Source organism: Actinoplanes sp. NPDC049681 (genome assembly GCF_044465265.1).
Taxonomy (GTDB): Bacteria; Actinomycetota; Actinomycetes; order Mycobacteriales; family Micromonosporaceae; genus Actinoplanes.
The window spans coordinates 911,815-927,581 of record NZ_JBITLP010000003.1 but is presented as its reverse complement, the minus strand read 5'-3'; the positions used below and the strand labels follow the sequence as shown (position 1 = coordinate 927,581).

At 72.2% G+C, this 15,767-nt stretch carries 18 protein-coding genes; 10 read left to right on the top strand and 8 right to left on the bottom strand.

Annotated features, from left to right (window positions below):
- A partial coding sequence (locus tag ACIBO8_RS14320; RefSeq protein WP_396115584.1) for a hypothetical protein occupies positions 1-385 on the top strand: 385 nt, incomplete at its 5' end.
- Positions 386-409: 24 nt separating this feature from the next.
- On the opposite strand, the gene ACIBO8_RS14315 is transcribed toward ACIBO8_RS14320, so the two are convergent.
- Positions 410-1,156 carry a DNA-directed RNA polymerase II gene (locus ACIBO8_RS14315; protein ID WP_396115583.1) on the bottom strand — a complete coding sequence of 249 codons (747 nt, stop codon included), beginning with the start codon at positions 1,154-1,156 and terminating at the stop codon, positions 410-412.
- A gap of 98 nt (positions 1,157-1,254) precedes the next feature.
- Between ACIBO8_RS14315 and ACIBO8_RS14310 the strand changes: the two genes are divergently transcribed.
- Both ACIBO8_RS14310 and ACIBO8_RS14305 read left to right on the top strand, forming a co-directional pair.
- Entirely contained in the window at positions 1,255-2,493 is a 1,239-nt protein-coding gene (locus tag ACIBO8_RS14310) for a GNAT family N-acetyltransferase (RefSeq protein ID WP_396115582.1), read from the top strand.
- Between the two features lie 275 nt (positions 2,494-2,768).
- On the top strand, positions 2,769-3,152 hold the full coding sequence (locus tag ACIBO8_RS14305) for a hypothetical protein (protein ID WP_396115649.1): 384 nt from the start codon (positions 2,769-2,771) through the stop codon (positions 3,150-3,152).
- A gap of 9 nt (positions 3,153-3,161) precedes the next feature.
- Here ACIBO8_RS14305 and ACIBO8_RS14300 read toward each other — a convergent pair whose 3' ends face one another.
- The 4 genes from ACIBO8_RS14300 to ACIBO8_RS14285 form a co-directional block, all read right to left on the bottom strand.
- A complete protein-coding gene (locus ACIBO8_RS14300) occupies positions 3,162-3,635 on the bottom strand; it encodes a ribose-5-phosphate isomerase (protein WP_396115581.1) in 474 nt (157 codons plus the stop codon).
- 23 nt (positions 3,636-3,658) lie between these two features.
- Positions 3,659-4,579 carry an alpha/beta hydrolase gene (locus ACIBO8_RS14295; RefSeq protein WP_396115580.1) on the bottom strand — a complete coding sequence of 307 codons (921 nt, stop codon included), beginning with the start codon at positions 4,577-4,579 and terminating at the stop codon, positions 3,659-3,661.
- Between the two features lie 39 nt (positions 4,580-4,618).
- On the bottom strand, positions 4,619-5,809 hold the full coding sequence (locus tag ACIBO8_RS14290; RefSeq protein WP_396115579.1) for a DUF1015 family protein: 1,191 nt from the start codon (positions 5,807-5,809) through the stop codon (positions 4,619-4,621).
- A gap of 61 nt (positions 5,810-5,870) precedes the next feature.
- The gene (locus tag ACIBO8_RS14285; protein WP_396115578.1) at positions 5,871-6,113 is read right to left on the bottom strand and encodes a hypothetical protein; all 243 of its coding nucleotides are present in this window, start codon (positions 6,111-6,113) and stop codon (positions 5,871-5,873) included.
- Positions 6,114-6,300: 187 nt separating this feature from the next.
- On the opposite strand from ACIBO8_RS14285, the gene pepN reads away from it, so the two are divergent.
- Both pepN and ACIBO8_RS14275 read left to right on the top strand, forming a co-directional pair.
- On the top strand, positions 6,301-8,856 hold the full coding sequence (gene pepN, locus ACIBO8_RS14280; protein WP_396115577.1) for an aminopeptidase N: 2,556 nt from the start codon (positions 6,301-6,303) through the stop codon (positions 8,854-8,856).
- 126 nt (positions 8,857-8,982) lie between these two features.
- Positions 8,983-9,543 carry a Uma2 family endonuclease gene (locus ACIBO8_RS14275; RefSeq protein WP_396115575.1) on the top strand — a complete coding sequence of 187 codons (561 nt, stop codon included), beginning with the start codon at positions 8,983-8,985 and terminating at the stop codon, positions 9,541-9,543.
- A gap of 26 nt (positions 9,544-9,569) precedes the next feature.
- On the opposite strand, the gene ACIBO8_RS14270 is transcribed toward ACIBO8_RS14275, so the two are convergent.
- Both ACIBO8_RS14270 and ACIBO8_RS14265 read right to left on the bottom strand, forming a co-directional pair.
- Positions 9,570-9,953: a DUF5130 family protein gene (locus ACIBO8_RS14270; protein ID WP_396115648.1), complete on the bottom strand. Its 384-nt coding sequence runs from the start codon at positions 9,951-9,953 to the stop codon at positions 9,570-9,572.
- 91 nt (positions 9,954-10,044) lie between these two features.
- Positions 10,045-10,350: a hypothetical protein gene (locus ACIBO8_RS14265; protein ID WP_396115574.1), complete on the bottom strand. Its 306-nt coding sequence runs from the start codon at positions 10,348-10,350 to the stop codon at positions 10,045-10,047.
- A 223-nt stretch (positions 10,351-10,573) separates the two neighbouring features.
- On the opposite strand from ACIBO8_RS14265, the gene ACIBO8_RS14260 reads away from it, so the two are divergent.
- Both ACIBO8_RS14260 and ACIBO8_RS14255 read left to right on the top strand, forming a co-directional pair.
- A complete protein-coding gene (locus ACIBO8_RS14260; RefSeq protein ID WP_396115573.1) occupies positions 10,574-11,062 on the top strand; it encodes a hypothetical protein in 489 nt (162 codons plus the stop codon).
- Positions 11,063-11,173: 111 nt separating this feature from the next.
- Complete coding sequence (locus tag ACIBO8_RS14255; RefSeq protein ID WP_396115572.1) at positions 11,174-11,863, top strand: class F sortase; 690 nt, start codon at positions 11,174-11,176, stop codon at positions 11,861-11,863.
- A gap of 3 nt (positions 11,864-11,866) precedes the next feature.
- On the opposite strand, the gene ACIBO8_RS14250 is transcribed toward ACIBO8_RS14255, so the two are convergent.
- On the bottom strand, positions 11,867-12,409 hold the full coding sequence (locus ACIBO8_RS14250) for an HNH endonuclease (RefSeq protein ID WP_396115571.1): 543 nt from the start codon (positions 12,407-12,409) through the stop codon (positions 11,867-11,869).
- A gap of 287 nt (positions 12,410-12,696) precedes the next feature.
- On the opposite strand from ACIBO8_RS14250, the gene ACIBO8_RS14245 reads away from it, so the two are divergent.
- The 3 genes from ACIBO8_RS14245 (at position 12,697) to ACIBO8_RS14235 (ending at position 15,725) form a co-directional block, all read left to right on the top strand.
- Positions 12,697-13,713, top strand: a complete 1,017-nt coding sequence (locus ACIBO8_RS14245) for a mechanosensitive ion channel family protein (protein ID WP_396115647.1) — start codon at positions 12,697-12,699, stop codon at positions 13,711-13,713.
- A gap of 231 nt (positions 13,714-13,944) precedes the next feature.
- Entirely contained in the window at positions 13,945-15,339 is a 1,395-nt protein-coding gene (locus ACIBO8_RS14240; protein WP_396115570.1) for an MFS transporter, read from the top strand.
- The gene (locus ACIBO8_RS14235) at positions 15,336-15,725 is read left to right on the top strand and encodes a globin (RefSeq protein WP_396115569.1); all 390 of its coding nucleotides are present in this window, start codon (positions 15,336-15,338) and stop codon (positions 15,723-15,725) included. The genes ACIBO8_RS14240 and ACIBO8_RS14235 overlap by 4 nt, the downstream gene beginning before the upstream one ends.
- Positions 15,726-15,767: the final 42 nt, after the last annotated feature.

The window sequence follows — 15,767 nt, the reverse complement described above, 5'->3', positions numbered from 1 at the left end:
TGCTGAGAAGGCCGCCGCGGACAAGGCCGCCGCCGAGAAGGCCGCTGCGGAGCAGGCTGCCGCTGAGAAGGCCGCCGCGGACAAGGCCGCCGCCGACAAGGCCGCTGCGGAGCAGGCTGCCGCTGAGAAGGCCGCCGCCGACAAGGCCGCTGCGGAGCAGGCTGCCGCCGAGAAGGCCGCCGCCGAGAAGGCCGCCGCGGACAAGGCTGCTGCTGAGCAGGCTGCCGCCGACAAGGCCGCCAAGGCGCAGGACAAGGCCGAGAAGGCGCAGGACAAGGCCGACGCCGCCGCTGCCAAGGCCGAGAAGGCGCAGGAGAAGGCCGACAAGGCGCAGGACAAGGCCGACGACGCCGCCGACAAGGCTGCCGAGAAGGCCGCCAAGTAAGACAACCGGGCAGGATGACCGCGGTCAGCGGAAGAGGTCGACGACCCAGCTGACCGCGGTCATCACCCATTCCGTCTGGCGCAGGTGCGCGATACCGACGCCGACCAGGAACAGGCCGGCGACGATGTGCGAGCCCTTCGCGGTACGGCGTTCGCGGCCGAGCTGACGTTCGAGGACCAGCCGGCCCACCAGCCGCGACAGGGCGAAGACACCGACCGCCACCAGCACCGACACGATGAAGACCACGACCGGGGTCGTGAGGCTGCGGCCCTCGGACGAGATCGCCCAGATGCCCCAGCAGACGAAGGCGAACAGCAGACCGGCGAAACTCCATTCGCCGCCGCGGCGCAGCTGCCGCAGGTGCCAGCTCAGCGAATGCCGCTGGGCCGGCACAGTCGCGTCCGGCCAGCCCGTGCCGGTGGGCTCGTGCTCGGCGGTGAACTGCTGAGGCTGGGGCCGCGGGTTCACCGCGGCGCGGCCGCTGGAGAACGGCGACGGCGGCGGTGCCGGACGGGCCTGGGCGTCAGCGGGGTGGGCGGCGCGGGTCGCATCCGCGGCGCCCTGCTGCCGGGTCGGGTCGTAGCTCGGGGCGGGTCCGCCGCCGTACTGGCGGGTCGGGTCGGCGGTGGCGCCGGCGCCGTACTGGCGGGTCGGATCGGGCGGTGGGGCGGCACCCCGGCGCGGCGGCATGTCCGTCGTCGGCGGATCGGCCCAGGGATCCTGCGGCGGCATGTCGAGCGTCCGCTCGGACCACTGCGGTTGCTCAGGCATCTTTACCCTCCCCCGGAACGGCGGTCGCCGCCCCGCATCGAGAGTAGCGAGCCCGCAAATAGCTCGCCCTGGCGCGCGCCGTCCGTTACACAAACAGGATGGACGGCACCGGAACACCGATCAGGGTCGGCACGGCGGAGGAATGGGACGCGATCTCGGATCTCCTGGGCAGCGTCTTCCACCACACGATGTCCCCCGACGAACGCGACGTCGAAGGCTCGGTGTTCGAGCCCGAACGGTCGCTGGTAGCCGAGGACGCCGGCACCGTGGTCGGCCACGCTGCCGCGTACACGAGAGAATTGACCGTGCCCGGCGCCGTGCTCCCGGCCGCGCACGTCACGCAGGTCGGCGTCCGGCCGACCCACCGCCGGCGCGGGCTGCTGACCCGGATGATGCAGCGGCAGCTGCGGGAGATCGCGGCCGCCGGCCGCGAGCCGGTCGCGGTCCTCTGGGCGAGCGAGACCAAGATCTATCAGCGATTCGGGTACGGTCATGCCGCGCCGGTGCTGCGGATGACCGTGACGACGCGCGAGGTGCGCCTCCCGGAGTCACCGCCGGCGGCCGGCAGCCGGCTGCGGATGGTCCGCCCGCTCGAAGCGATTCCCGAGCTGAGCAAGGTGTACGAGCAGCTGCGCGCGACCCGCACCGGATGGTCCAGCCGCGACGAGCGGTGGTGGCGCTTCGTGCTCTCCGACATCGAGTCCCAGCGCCAGGGCGCGACAGCGCAGTACGGCGTCGTGCACGAGACCGCCGACGGTCCGACCGGCTATGCGATCTGGCGCGTGAAGGGCGCCTGGAACGATCAGGGCCCCGACGCGGAGGTCAGAGTCCGCGAGGTCGTGGCCGCCGACCCGGCGACGTACCGGGCGCTGTGGCGATTCCTGCTCACCATCGACCTCGCGCGGACGGCTAGCGTGGAGTTCGCCTCGCTGGACGAGCCGCTCCAGTTCCTGGTCGACGAGCCCCGGCGGCTCGGCGCCACCGTGGGCGACGGCCTGTGGATCCGCATCGTCGACCTGCCCCGAGCCCTCGCGGCCCGAAGCTACGCGGCGCCCGCGGACGTGGTGCTCGACGTGACCGATTCGCTGCTGACGGAGAACTCGGGGCGCTGGCGGCTGACCGTCGACGCCTCCGGCTCGGCGACGTGTACGCGTACCGAAGACCCGCCGGACCTGGCATGCACGGTGCTGGAGCTGGGAGCGGCCTATCTCGGTGCGGTGCCGCTCGCGGCGCTCGGTGCGGCCGGGACGGTACGCGAACTGACGCCGGACGCGCTCCGGAAGGCCTCGACGGCGTTCGGCTGGCACCGGATGCCCAACCCCACCGAAGTGTTCTAGGTGGGCGCGGCGGCGGTAGGTTCGGCGTCATGGGCGAAGAACCCGGACGCCGGCGCCGCCGCGTGCGTCCCTCCCACCCGGCCCCGTCCGCGTCCGCCCCGCCGGCCGACGCGGCCACCGACCCGGCCGGGCCGCCCCTGACCGCGGCCCCGGCTCTCGGCGCGGCCGCCGCGGAGCCGATGCGGCCGAGCGCCGAGGCCGTCCCGGAAGCTTCCGGGGCCGTGGCCGAGACCTCGCCCGTGCTGGATCCCGACGACGGCCCGAAGCCCTCGACGATGCGTCCGGGACCGATCGGCGGCCGGGCTCCCCGGCCCACCGGCCCGGCTCCCGGGGCACGACCGGCCGCCCCGGGCTCGGGGACGGGCGCCCCCGGGGCACGACCTTCCGATGCCGGAGCCCCGAGTGGCGGAGCCCCCGGTGCCGGCGCTTCGGGGCAGGGGCTCAGGCCCGCCGGCCCGCGCGCGGCGGGCGAGGAGCCGGCGGAACGCGGCCTGCGTGGGCTCGTCGGATCGGGGTCCTCGCAGGTCAGCGTCGGGGCCGCGATGCGAGCCCGGGACGCCGCCCGCCCGTCGGACGAGCACCTCGCCGACGCCGACCGGAATCTGACGATCGTGCGCCGCAACTGGGTGCCCCGCGAGGATCTGCCCCGGGGTCGCTGAGCGCGCCGGTCAGGACGCCGGCAGCTCGGGGAGCTCGCGGGTGCGCTCGTACGCGGCGAGCTGGCCGATGCGGCGGGCGTGCCGCTCGTTGCCGGAGAAGGACGTGGTCAGGAACGCCTCGGCCATCGCCGTGGCCTCGTCCAGGGTGTGCTGGCGGGCCCCAATCGCCAGCACGTTGGAGTCGTTGTGCTGGCGGGCGAGCTGGGCGATCTCGACCTTCCACGCCAGCGCCGAGCGGACCCCCGCGATCTTGTTGGCGGCGATCTGCTCGCCGTTGCCCGAGCCGCCGATGACGATGCCGAGGCTGCCCTGGTCGGCCACCACCTTGGCGCCCGTGTGCAGGCAGAAGGCCGGGTAGTCGTCCTCGGGGTCGTAGACGTGCGGGCCGACGTCGACGACTTCGTACCCCTGCTTGGCGAGGTAGTTGACGAGGTGGCTCTTCAGCTCGTAGCCGGCGTGGTCGGAACCGAGGTAGACGCGCATGCCCGCAGTCTGTCAAACGCCGATCAGAACGTCAGCGCGGCCCGCAGGCTCACCGCGATGTGGTCCGCGGCGGACCGGGCGGCGTCGAAGAGGGCGAGCTTGCGGGCGAAGCCGTGGTTGACGCCGGCGTAGCGTACGTGCACCACCGGCACCCCGGCCGTGACCAGCGCGTCCGCGTAGTCGGCGCCCTCGTCGCGCAGGACGTCGTACTCGGCCGTGATCAGCAGGGTCGGTGGCATGCCGGCGAGGTCCTGGGCGGCCAGCGGGGCGACGTCGGGGCTGAAACGGTCGGCCGGCGACGGGACGAAGGTCTCCCACGCCAGCTTCATCGAGGCCCGGTCGAGGCCGTACCCGGCGACCTCGTCGTACGACTCGGAGGCCGTCATCGGGTCGATCGCCGGGTAGACGAGAACCTGGTAGTCGAGCGGGGTGGCCGCGTCGCGCTGGCGGCGCGCCGCGACGGTGGCGAGCTGACCGCCCGCGCTGTCCCCGCCGATCGCCAGCCTCGACGGGTCGACCCCGAGGCCGGCGCCCTCCTTGCGGACCCAGCGCAGCACCGTCTCCACGTCCTCGAGCGCGGCCGGGTGGACGTGCTCGGGCGCGAGCCGGTAGTCGACGGAGAGCACCGCGCAGCCCGAGCGGTCGGCGATCCGGCGGCAGAGCCGGTCGACGGTCTCCACGCTGCCGTAGCACCAGCCGCCGCCGTGCACGTAGACGAAGACCGGTGCGCCGGTACGGGCCGCGTACAGGCGGCAGGGCACACCATCGGCGTCCACGTCGACCACCACCGGCAGCGGAATGGCCGGGCCGCATTCGGCCTCGTTCGAGTCCTCCATCGCCTGGCGGGCGAATTGGAGCCGCTCGTACGGATCCGCCGCGAGCACCTCGGCCGGTGGGCGCCGGCGGATGGCCAGCGACGCCTCGACCTGCGGATGTAGGGCCATCGTCCTTCTTTGGGTGGTGGGGTGGGGCGGTCGGATGGATCAGTCGAGTTGCGCCAGGACGAGGCCGCCCCGGGCCTTGGGCGTGAACCAGGTGCTCTTGCGGGGCAGCTTCTGTCGGGCCAGGTTCACCGCGACGAAGTCGTCCACGGTGACCGGGGCGATGAGCACCGCCAGCTCGGCGCGTCCGGCATCGACCTCGCCGCGCAGCCACTCGGCCGGGTAGTCGCCGCCCACGTACGAGATCCGCTTGTCGCCCGGGTCGAGGCCGAGGGCGTCGCGCAGGAGCACCCGCTCCACGAGCGCGTGATCGAGGTTGTCCACCACCGAGCCGTCCTCGGCGGGCGGGAGGACCACCGCGTACGACTTGCCGTGCGCGTACAGCTCGACGGTGCCCTTGGCCGGGATCGCCGCGGCGCGCGGCAGCTCCTCGACCCGCGCGCCGGCCGCGGTGAGCTGCCCGACCAGGTCCTCGACCGGCAGTTCGGCGACGAGCCGGTTGTACGGCTGGATGGCGACCGACGCGGGCGTGGTCACGACGGCCAGGAAGCGCGAGAGACCGCCGGTCTGCGCGGCCAGGCTGCGGTGGTTACCGTCGGCCACCACCAGTTCGCCCCCGCCGGCCAGGGCGGTCAGTTCGTCCTGCCGCGGCCCGGCGGGCACGATCCAGATCGCGTGCGTACGCCCGCTCTGGTCGACGTCGGTGGCGGCGGGAACCCCGGCGGCCTCGGTGGCGGCGGCGAGCGCGGCGTGCAGCTCCTCGCCCTTGCCGGTCTGCAGCAGCAACACGGGCGAGAGCAGGGTCTGCAGCGCCTCCGCCAGCGCGACCCGCTCGCGCACCTTGGCGATGAACACGTCCTCGTTGCGGATGACCAGGCCCGGCTCGTCGGCGCTGGTGGAGATCTGGTCGGTGTCGACCATGGCCCAGAGGCCGTACGCGGCCGGCTCGCCCGGTGCGCTGATCCGGTAGAGCACGACCACCTGTTCGGCGGGCGTGTAGCTGCCGTCCGCCTTCTCCTCGGCGAGGCGTTCCGCCGCGTCGGGCAGGCAGTCGAGGAACGCCCGGCCCACCGACCCCGGCGCCCGGTGGGGCATCTCGATGGCCAGCGCGCTGTGCGGATTGGCGGAGATGATCTCGGTGATCTCCGCGTCGTCCGCGAACTCGTCGTAGTTCTGCGCGCCGGTGCCGCCAGTGGTGATCCAGGCCCGGCTGATCGGGTGCACGACCGTCATGCCCGCGAACCTACCGAGCGGCTCCGGGACGCCGGTGAGGACCCCGGGCCCGTCTCACGCTTCAGCTGCTGCGCCGGTGCCGCCCGTACGCGGGAACCGACGGCATGTTCCCCCGGAAGCGCGCCTCGCGGGCCCGGCGGCGGTCCAGCGCGGTGCCGGCGAGCCCGGTCACCGGGAAGCTCGAGACGGTGACGGGCGGCGCCACCATCGCGGCGACGTCGGCGGGCAGCTTGGGGCAGATGCTCTCCCAGGCGCTCCGGTGCACGGCGATGGTGCTCGTGGCGACGGTGTCGGACTCGGCCATCGGAGCCTCCGGTAGAAGTGACGGTTCTCACCTTTACAACGACAGAAGACGTCCGTACGTGATGACTTCCCGCAAATACCCCGGATCTTCCCGCCCCGCGAGAGCCCGCAGGCACCGCATAGGGTGGGCGTGCAAAGCTCGAGGCGGGGGGCGACGCAGCCCCCCGCCAGCGTGGAGGAGAGTGATCGTGGCCGGAGTTCGTAACCTGACCCAGGTGGAGGCCGCCGAGCGGGCCCGCCTGCTCGAGGTGACGGGGTACGACATCGCCCTGGATCTGACCGACGGGGCCGGAAACCCGGGCGAGGGCACCTTCCGGACGGTCACCGAGGTCACGTTCCGCTGCACCGAGCCGGGCGCGCAGACCTTCATCGAGGTCGCGGCCGCATCCGTGCGCTCGGCCGTGCTCAACGGCAAGCCGGTCGACACCTCCGGCTGGTCCGCGGAGGCGGGCCTGACGCTGACCGGGCTGGCCGCCGAGAACACCCTCGTGGTGGACGCCGACTACTTCTTCTCCGCGAGCGGCCAGGGCCTGCAGCGCAGCGAGGACCCGGTCGACAAGGAGGTCTACCTCTACAGCCAGTTCGAGACGGCGGACGCCCAGCGGGTCTACGCGGCCTTCGACCAGCCCGACCTGAAGAGCGTTTTCACGTGGCACGCCACCGTGCCGGGGCACTGGAAGGTCGTCTCGAACATGCCGGTGGAGAGCACCGTCCCGGCCGAGGCCGGCGCGAAGACGGTGCACTTCGGGCAGTCGCCGCGGATGAGCACGTACATCACCGCGATCTGCGCGGGGCCGTACCACGAGGTGCGCGACAGCCACGACGGCATCGAGCTGGGCGTCTTCTGCCGCGCGTCGATGGCCCGCTACCTCGACGCCGACGACCTGTTCCTCGTTACCAAGCAGGGCTTCGACTTCTTCCACGAGCAGTTCGGGATCCGCTACCCGCTGCCGAAGTACGACCAGCTGTGGGTGCCCGACTTCAACGCCGGCGCGATGGAGAACTTCGGCTGCGTCACCCACGCCGAGGCGCACTACATCTTCCGCTCGCAGGTCACCGACTACGAGTACGAGCAGCGCGCCAACACGATCCTGCACGAGCTGGCCCACATGTGGTTCGGCGACCTGGTGACGATGCGCTGGTGGAACGACCTCTGGCTGAACGAGTCGTTCGCCGAGTGGGCGAGCCACTGGTGCAACACCAGCGCCACCCGCTTCACCGACGCGTGGTCGACGTTCCTGTCCGTGCGCAAGGCCTGGGGCTACCGCCAGGACCAGCTCTCGTCGACCCACCCGGTCTACTGCGAGATGCCGGACCTCGAGGCGGTCGAGGTCAACTTCGACGGCATCACGTACGCGAAGGGCGCCAGCGTCATCAAGCAGCTCGTCGCGTACGTCGGGCTGGACTCGTTCCTGGCCGGGCTGCGGGCGTACTTCCAGCGCCACGCGTGGGGCAACGCCACCTTCGACGATCTGCTCACCGAGTTGGAGACGGCGTCCGGCCGGGAGCTGCGCAAGTTCGCCGCGCAGTGGCTCGAGACCGCGCAGGTCAACATGCTGCGGCCGGTGGTGACCATCGGCGCCGACGGTACGTACGAGAGCGTGGTGGTCAAGCAGGAGGCGCCCACCACCTACCCGACGCTGCGTACCCACCGCATCGGTGTGGGCCTCTACGACGTGGACGGCGACCGGCTGGTGCGCCGCGACCGCCTCGAGATCGACGTGAGCGGCGAGGAGACGCCGATCCCGGCGCTGGCCGGGCAGCGGGCGGCGGACGTGCTCCTGGTCAACGACGACGACCTCACGTACGCGAAGCTGCGCCTCGACGAGCGCTCGATGGCCACGGTGGTGCGCCACATCGACGGCTTCGAGTCGTCGCTGCCGCGCGCGCTGTGCTGGGCCGCCGCCTGGGACATGGTCCGCGACGCCGAGCTGGCCGCCCGGGACTACATCGCGCTGGTCAGCACGGGCCTGCCCAAGGAGCGCGACATCAACCTCACCACCGCCACGCTGCGGCAGGCGGCGACCACGCTGACCATGTACGCCGACCCGAAGTGGGCCCCCACCGGCTGGGCGCAGCTCGCTTCGACGGCCCGCGCCGCGCTGGCGGCGGCCGAGCCGGGCAGCGGTTTCCAGCTCGCCTGGGCGCGGGCGTTCCTCGGTGCCGCCCGCAGCCCCGAGGAGCTCGCGGTGCTGCGCGGCTGGCTGGAGGGCCGGGACGTCCCGGCGGGTCTCACCGTGGACACCGAGCTGCGCTGGTCGCTGCTGGAGGCGCTGGCCGCCCGGGGCGCGGCGACCGACGAGGAGATCGGCGCCGAGCTCGAGTCGGACCGCACCGCCAGCGGTGAGCGGGAGGCGGCCCTGGCGCGGGCGTTCCTGCCGACGGCGGAGAACAAGGCCGCGGTCTGGGCGAAGCTGACCGGCGGCGAGAAGCTGCCGAACTGGCTCAACCGGTCGCTGCTGCAGGGCTTCCAGTCGTCCACCCAGATCGAGCTGACCGCCCCGTACGCGCCGAAGTTCTTCGAGGTCGTCGACCAGGTGTGGGCCCGGTCGGACAGCGAGCCGGCCCAGGAGTTCGTGATGCTGGCGTACCCGGCCTATCAGGTAAGCGAGGAGACCGTCGCGCTGACCGACGCGTGGCTGGCCGCCGAGGACCACTCGCCCTCGCTTCGCCGGCTGGTGGCCGAGGGCCGCGACGGCGTGCTGCGGGCGTTGAAGGCGCGCCGCAAGGACGCCTCCGCCTGACGTTTCCCGCGGGTCGTGAGGACGTCCCCTTCCTCGCGACCCGCGAAAACTCCGGACCGGGAAACGCGCCGAAAACCACACTGCGTGAGTACGCTGGCACTCCGCGGTGATGGAGGTGGTGCGGCGGTGGTGATCGGGCACAGTTCCCCGGCGCGATGGGCCGCCCCTGAGGGGCCGTGGACCGAGCCCGACCTGCACCTGTTCCCGCAGGACGGCCACCGCTACGAGATCGTCGACGGCAGTCTGCACGTCACCCCGCCGCTGACGGAGGAGCACGAGACCGTCGTCCGGGCGCTCATCGCCACGCTGCGTGCGGCGGCACCGGAGGGCTGGTGGGTGTGCGACCGGCTCGGCATCGAGCTGGGCACGAGCAACCTGATCCCCGACGTGACCGTGCTGCGCCCGCGTTCCTCCGGTGGCAGCTGGGCCGACCCGGCGGACGTGGCGCTGGTGATCGAGGTCGAGACCGACACCAGCCGGCGTTACGACCGCCTGCTCAAGCCCGACCTGTACGCCGACGCCGGCATCGACGGCTACTGGCGCGTCGAACCGCTGCCGGAGCCGGTGCTGCACGTCTACGAGCTGGGCCCGGACGGCTATCGGCCGGCACAGACGATTCGGGGCGCCGGACCGGTGAAGGTCGACGCCCCGTTCCCCTTCCGGGTCTCCCCGGACGCCTGGCTCTGATCGCGGTGGACTGCAGTTCGCGCTGCTCAGTGCCGCCCGGCGTGGGAGGCCAGCTGGTCGAGGCCCGCGAGGACGCCGCCTGCCAGGTCTCCGCCGGCGAACGCCGCCGCCATGGACAGCGCGGCAAGCTTGGCGTCCCGGTCCGAGATGCGCTTGCGGGCGTCCGCGCCGGTGACGATCTCCAGGAGCCGCTGGCCGGGTGAGACCGCGAGCAGCACCGCCGTGGCCGCTCCCTGGAGCTGCCGGTGCAGCGCCTCGGCGCTCTCCCGGGTGGGCTCGTCGAGCGGGCCGATGTAGACGCTGAAGGTCAGGCCCGTCTGCTGGTCGGCGACGCGCAGGGCCTCGTCGAGGCGCAGCAGCTGCCGGGTGGTGAACGGCCCGTCGAGCGCCGCGGCGCCCGCCTCGGACATGGTCAGGTCCGGCCGCTCGGTCAGCGTCGGGCCGCCGGCGTGGTGGAGTGCGGTGAGGGGCTGTTCGCCACCGCTCACGATCGCCTGGTGCTCACCAACGGTCACTTGCGCCTCCTACCGGTCCGGGCCGCACCTGCCGGCCCGCGGGACCCTCGACGATCCCGGACTCCAGCGCCGGCGCCTGAGTGGGGCCGTCGGACGTCTTGCCGCCGAAGGCCGGGCTCACCTGCGCGGGTGATGCGAGGAACCACATCGGGCGGAAGTCGTACGGCCGGCCGGGCCGGTAGCGGCGGTCAGGCCGGCTGTCACGCGCACCGGCGAAGACCAGGGACGCCACCACGACGATCACCGTCAGCGGGATCACCGCGAAGAAAAGAACCGTTCTGAATATCGACAACCTCAACGCCCCCAGGCGTCAAAAGGAACCGGGCCAAGTCACTGTGTTCCCAGTGATCCGAACGTCAATCACGGTAGCGGAGTGGGCGCGGTCACGGAGCGCGGGGTGTCAAGACCCACTACGTGGGATGTCCCTGACCACGCGAAATTGGCCCGGAGGTGCGAAAATCACCTTCACGCGCCGTCCGCGACGTTTCCGCCCCGGACGGCAGGAGGGGGAGGTCATGCGCCCATCCGTCCCGGCCGCCTGCGCGGCCCTCGCCCTGGCCCTGCCCGTCGTCCTGCTGCCCGACTCGCCCGCGCGGGCGGCCGCCGTCTTCGTCGAGACCAACCCCAGCACCGTACGGGCCGGGGACGAGGTCGGAATCCGTGCTAGCTGCGACGACAACCTGACCGCCGCCAAGGTGACGGCCGAGCCGCTGGGCACGGTGACGGTCTCCCCCCGGTACGGCTTCCTGACCGCCACCGCCCGCGTCCCCGCCAAGACCGACGCGGGCGACTATCCGGTCGGCCTGCGCTGCCCGGACGGCAAGGTGGCCACCAGCACCCTGCACGTCGTCGTCCGGGTGGAGCCGCAACGCGGCCCGGCCACCGGGGGCGGCGGCACCGCACCGGGCGGCTCCGCGCCGATGCTGATCGGCGGTGGCTCCGCGGCGGTAGCGGCCGGCATCGTCCTGGGCGTGGCGGCGCTGCGTCGCCGTCGTCCGAGCTGAGGCCCGGCCGTGTCCCGCCCGGTACGGCCGAGCCCGGCCGTCGCCGGTCCCCGCATGCCCGAGTCGGTGCTCCGCCGCCGCCCCGCGCAGATCGTGGGAGGAAGGGTCGCGATGCAGGCCCCACCGCCCACACCGCCGACGCCGCGCCCGAAACGACTTCCGCCTCCGCCGCCCGTACGCGGCCGTCGTGCCGTACCGCTGGGGCTCATCGCCGTGCTGCTGGTCTTCGTCGGACTGTTCACCGTGGGCGTCGGCGTGGGGGCGGCCACCGGCTTCGACCTGCGCGAGATCTTCCGCGGGCCGGACAAGCCGCCGCCGCGCGACTTCCCGGTGCTGGAGCCCAGCCGCCCCAAGCGCCTGAGGATCCCCGCCATCGAGGTCGCCGCGCCGATTCTCACGGTCGGGCTGGCGGACGACGGCTCGGTGGCCGTACCGCCGCTGAACCGGCACAACGAGGCGGGCTGGTTCGGCGCGGGACCGACGCCCGGGCAGTACGGGCCGGCGCTGATCGTGGGGCATGCGGACACCCGTACCGGTCCCTCGGTCTTCTATCGGCTCCGGGAGCTGAAGCCGGGGCAGCGGATCGAGGTCCTCCGGGAGGACGACGAGACCGCCGTCTTCCAGGTGAACTCGGTGGAGCGCTACCGCAAGGAGAAGCTGCCCGTCCAGCGCGTCTACGGCGACTACAGCAGACCGTCGTTGCGCCTGGTGACCTGCGGAGGCACGTGGCTCGGCGGCGACCGCGGCTACGCCGACAACGTCATCGTCTTCGCCTCGCTGATCGGCACGAGGAAGCGGTAGGGCTCAGGCCGCCTCGGCCTCGACCGGCGTCGGCAGATCGAGCCAGTCCGCCCACCGCGGGTCGGGGGTGCGGTGGCCGAGCACCCGCCAGGCCACGCCGCGCGGCGCCTGAGGTGCCGCGTGCAGCCGCCAGCCAAGCTCGGCGGGGGTCTTGTCACCCTTGCTGTGATTGCACTTCGCGCACGCCGCGACAACGTTCTCCCAGGCGTGCAAACCTCCGCGGCTGCGGGGGAAGACGTGGTCGATCGTCTCGGCGGAGCCGCGGCAGTAGGCGCACCGCCCGCCGTCCCGGGCGAAGATGGCCCGGCGCGAGAGTCCCACGTGGGTGCGGTACGGCACCTTCACGTACCGGGTCAGCCGGACGACGGAGGGCACCGGAAGAGCGTGGTGTGCGCTGTGCAGAATCCCGTCCCCGTCGGAGATGCATTCCGCCTTGGCGGTCAGCACGAGGATGGTCGCTCGACGCACCGATACGACGCACAGCGGCTCGTAGGTGGCGTTCAGAACCAACGCGGAGGAGCCCACTGTGGGTCGTATGTCAGGCATCGCGATCACCCTTCGGTGTAGGTGCTTGTAACCGCTCCCGTTGTGCTTGTCGTCGCAGGCGAGGTCTGCCGAGGCCCGTGACCGCCGATCCCTCGTGCGCCAATAGTCCCTGATGAATGACGAATTGGCGAGCACAATCTGTGGCCACGACGTAAACGTCTGAGGTCTCGTGCGAAGATGTCCGGTTCCCGGCCGGGTCCGAGCGGCAGGTACGGTGAGGACCCGTGATCTGGCAAGGACCTACCAACCCGACTCCGTCCACCGGCGTGATCGTCGACACGACACCGCTGTCCGAACGCTGCAAATCGGACGTCCTGTGTAAGTGGATCTCCGACAACACCCACAACGAGTGGCTGGCCAACAGCAGCTACGTGTTCATCGTGAAGCCGCTGCGGATCCTGGCGATCATCCTCGTCGCGCTGCTGGTCCGCTGGCTGCTGCACCGGGCGATCCGCCGCCTGACCACGTCCACGTCCCGCGCCGAGATGCCGGCGCTGCTGAAGCCGTTGCGGGAGGCCAAGGCCAAGCAGCCGGAAGCGGCGGAGAACCAGTTCATCCCGGAACGCCGCCGCCAGCGGGCCGAGGCGATCGGATCGGTGCTGCGCAGCTTCGTGACCGCGGTGATCGCCACGATGGCGGCCCTGCTGGTGATGGGCGAGCTCGGCTTCAACCTGGCCCCGCTGCTGGCGAGCGCGGGCATCGTCGGCGTGGCGCTCGGCTTCGGTGCGCAGAGCCTGGTCAAGGACCTCATCGCCGGTCTGTTCATGCTGCTGGAGGACCAGTACGGGGTCGGCGACTCGGTGGACCTCGGCGACGCCGTCGGTGTGGTGGAGACAGTCGGGCTACGGGTGACGACCGTACGGGACATGCGCGGCGTGCTCTGGTACATCCGCAACGGTGAGATCGTCCGGGTCGGCAACAAGAGCCAGGGGTGGGCGATGGTCGTCATCGACATCCCGATCGGCTTCGTGAACTCCGAGGAGGCGACCGCCGTACTGCGCGCGGCGGCGCTGGCGCTGGCGGACGAGCCGGAGCACGCGACCGAGTTCCTCGAGCCGCCCGACGTCGTCGGCGTGGAACAGATGACGGTGGACGGGGCGGTCATCCGGACGATCGCGAAGACCACGGCGGACGGTCAACCCGTCGTCCAACGTGAACTCCGCCGCCGGCTCACCGAGGCGCTGGAGAGCTCCGGCATCTCCGAACGCATCGCGATCTCGCGGATGCTGCCCCGCTCGGCCGTGCCCCCGGTCTTCCCCAGCTCCTCGCACGATTCGCCGAGCACCCCGGGAGGAGCTACCTGACCTGCTGATACGGCATGATGGGGGATGTCCGCCCTCGACCGAATGGCCGACAATCCGCCCGTACGCCCTAGCCAGGGCTCGGCCGATCGGGCAGAATCGTGCAAGACGCATATGCACATGCAGCGTCACGTACGCCAGCCGGAAGAGCACAGCCGGAACCGCCCGGTGACCGGCGTCCGACCGACCGCCGTCGGCGATCCCGCCGGCCGTCGCCATCGATGGAGGGCCCGGGTGTCCGACGACCGACCCGCTGCGCGGCCCGGCGACAGAGCCGGCGGCGCGGCGGAGCCGGACCGCCCGGTGGCCTTCCGGGACGTCTTCGCGAACCGCGAATATCGCGCGCTGTACGTCTCCCTGATCGTCAACTGGGTCGGCGACTACCTGGCCCGTGCGGCCATCATCACGCTCGTCTACCAGCAGAGCGAGTCGGTGCTCCTGTCGGCCGCCTCGTTCGCGGTGAGCTACCTGCCCTGGATCATCGGCGGGCCGGTGCTGGCGGCGGTCGCCGAGCGCTATCCGTACCGTCGCGTCCTGATCGTCTCGGACCTCGCGCGCGCCGTCCCGATCGCGCTCCTCGCCCTGCCGGGCATGCCGCTGCCGGCCATCTTCGTGCTGCTCTTCCTGGCGATGCTCGGGGCCCCGCCGACGCAGGCCGCGCGGTCCGCGCTCATCCCGCTCATCGTCCGGCGCGAGCACGTCGTCACCGCGCTGGCCGTGAACTCCTCTACGGCGCAGGCGGCACAGGTCTTCGGATACCTGGCCGGCGCCACCCTGGCCGTCGGCATCAACGCCCGGCTCGGCATCGCCCTCGACGCGATCTCCTTCCTCGTCTCGGCCGCCATCATCGCGGGCGGGGTGCGGCCCCGGCCGCCCGCGGCCAGCCCGGCCGGGCGGCGCCATCTGCTGCGCGAGACGAGCGAGGGATACCGGCTCGTCTTCGGTACGCCGCTGCTGCGGTCCATCGCCCTGATGGTCTTCGCCCTCACGACGTTCACGATCCTGCCGGAGGGCCTCGCGGCGGGCTGGGCGGCGCTGTTCCACGACGACCCGGCGGCGCGCGGCTTCGACCAGGGTCTGATCATGGCCGCCGGGCCGGTCGGATTCGTGGTCGGCGGTCTCGTGGTGGGCCGGCTGGTGCCGCCGTCCCGCAAGACGCATCTGGTCAGGCCGTTCGCCGTGCTGATGCCCCTCGCCCTCGCGCTGACCGCCTGGGCACCGAACGCCACCGTGGTCGCCGTCCTCGTGACGATCTCAGGGGTCGCCCAGGGCGTGCTCATGCCGACGCTCAACGGCGTCTTCGTGCTCACCCTGCCGCACGGCTACCGGGCCCGCGCGTACGGCGTCATGCAGGGCGGGATGCAGCTGACCCAGGGTCTCGCCGCCATCGTCAGCGGCGGCATCGCCCAGCACACGTCGATCCCGCTCGTGATGGGGCTCTGGAGCTTCGGCGGTCTGGTCCTGATGGCCGCGCTGGTCGCCCGCTGGCCCGGCCGGGCCGCGGCCGCCGGCACCGCCACCGCGGGGCGGGAGCCCGGCCCACCCAAGGACGGCAGGGCCGAAGGGTCCGCCATGCGCGTCACACCCGGCCCGGTGCGCCCGACCGCTGCTGGCAGACTGGACGGGTGAGCGAGGTCAGCTTCTTCGAGGCAGTCGGTGGCGAACCCACCTTCCGCCGGCTCGTCGACCGGTTCTACGAGGGTGTCGCCAAGGATCCGCTGCTGCGCCCGATGTATCCGGAGGAGGACCTCGGACCGGCCGCCGAGCGGCTGACGCTCTTCCTGATGCAGTACTGGGGCGGGCCGAACACGTATTCGGCCAGCCGGGGGCATCCCCGCCTGCGCATGCGGCACGCGCCGTTCCGGGTCGGCCCCGAGGAACGCGACGCCTGGTTGCTGCACATGCGCGAGGCCGTGGACTCGCTCGACCTGCCGGAGCCGCACCACACCGCCCTCTGGGAGTACATGGAGCGGGCGGCGTACTTCATGGTCAACACCATGGACGCGAATCCCTGAGGCCGCGCCGCTCGTTGATCGGTTGACTCGCGCCCCGATCTT

Coding starts and splice junctions, on each gene's coding strand:
- ACIBO8_RS14315 (WP_396115583.1), bottom strand. CDS start 1,156: ATGCCTGAGCAACCGCAGTGGTCCGAGCGGACGCTCGACATGCCGCCG.
- ACIBO8_RS14310 (WP_396115582.1), top strand. CDS start 1,255: ATGGACGGCACCGGAACACCGATCAGGGTCGGCACGGCGGAGGAATGG.
- ACIBO8_RS14305 (WP_396115649.1), top strand. CDS start 2,769: ATGCGTCCGGGACCGATCGGCGGCCGGGCTCCCCGGCCCACCGGCCCG.
- ACIBO8_RS14300 (WP_396115581.1), bottom strand. CDS start 3,635: ATGCGCGTCTACCTCGGTTCCGACCACGCCGGCTACGAGCTGAAGAGC.
- ACIBO8_RS14295 (WP_396115580.1), bottom strand. CDS start 4,579: ATGGCCCTACATCCGCAGGTCGAGGCGTCGCTGGCCATCCGCCGGCGC.
- ACIBO8_RS14290 (WP_396115579.1), bottom strand. CDS start 5,809: ATGACGGTCGTGCACCCGATCAGCCGGGCCTGGATCACCACTGGCGGC.
- ACIBO8_RS14285 (WP_396115578.1), bottom strand. CDS start 6,113: ATGGCCGAGTCCGACACCGTCGCCACGAGCACCATCGCCGTGCACCGG.
- ACIBO8_RS14270 (WP_396115648.1), bottom strand. CDS start 9,953: ATGTCCGAGGCGGGCGCCGCGGCGCTCGACGGGCCGTTCACCACCCGG.
- ACIBO8_RS14260 (WP_396115573.1), top strand. CDS start 10,574: ATGCGCCCATCCGTCCCGGCCGCCTGCGCGGCCCTCGCCCTGGCCCTG.
- ACIBO8_RS14255 (WP_396115572.1), top strand. CDS start 11,174: ATGCAGGCCCCACCGCCCACACCGCCGACGCCGCGCCCGAAACGACTT.
- ACIBO8_RS14250 (WP_396115571.1), bottom strand. CDS start 12,409: ATGCCTGACATACGACCCACAGTGGGCTCCTCCGCGTTGGTTCTGAAC.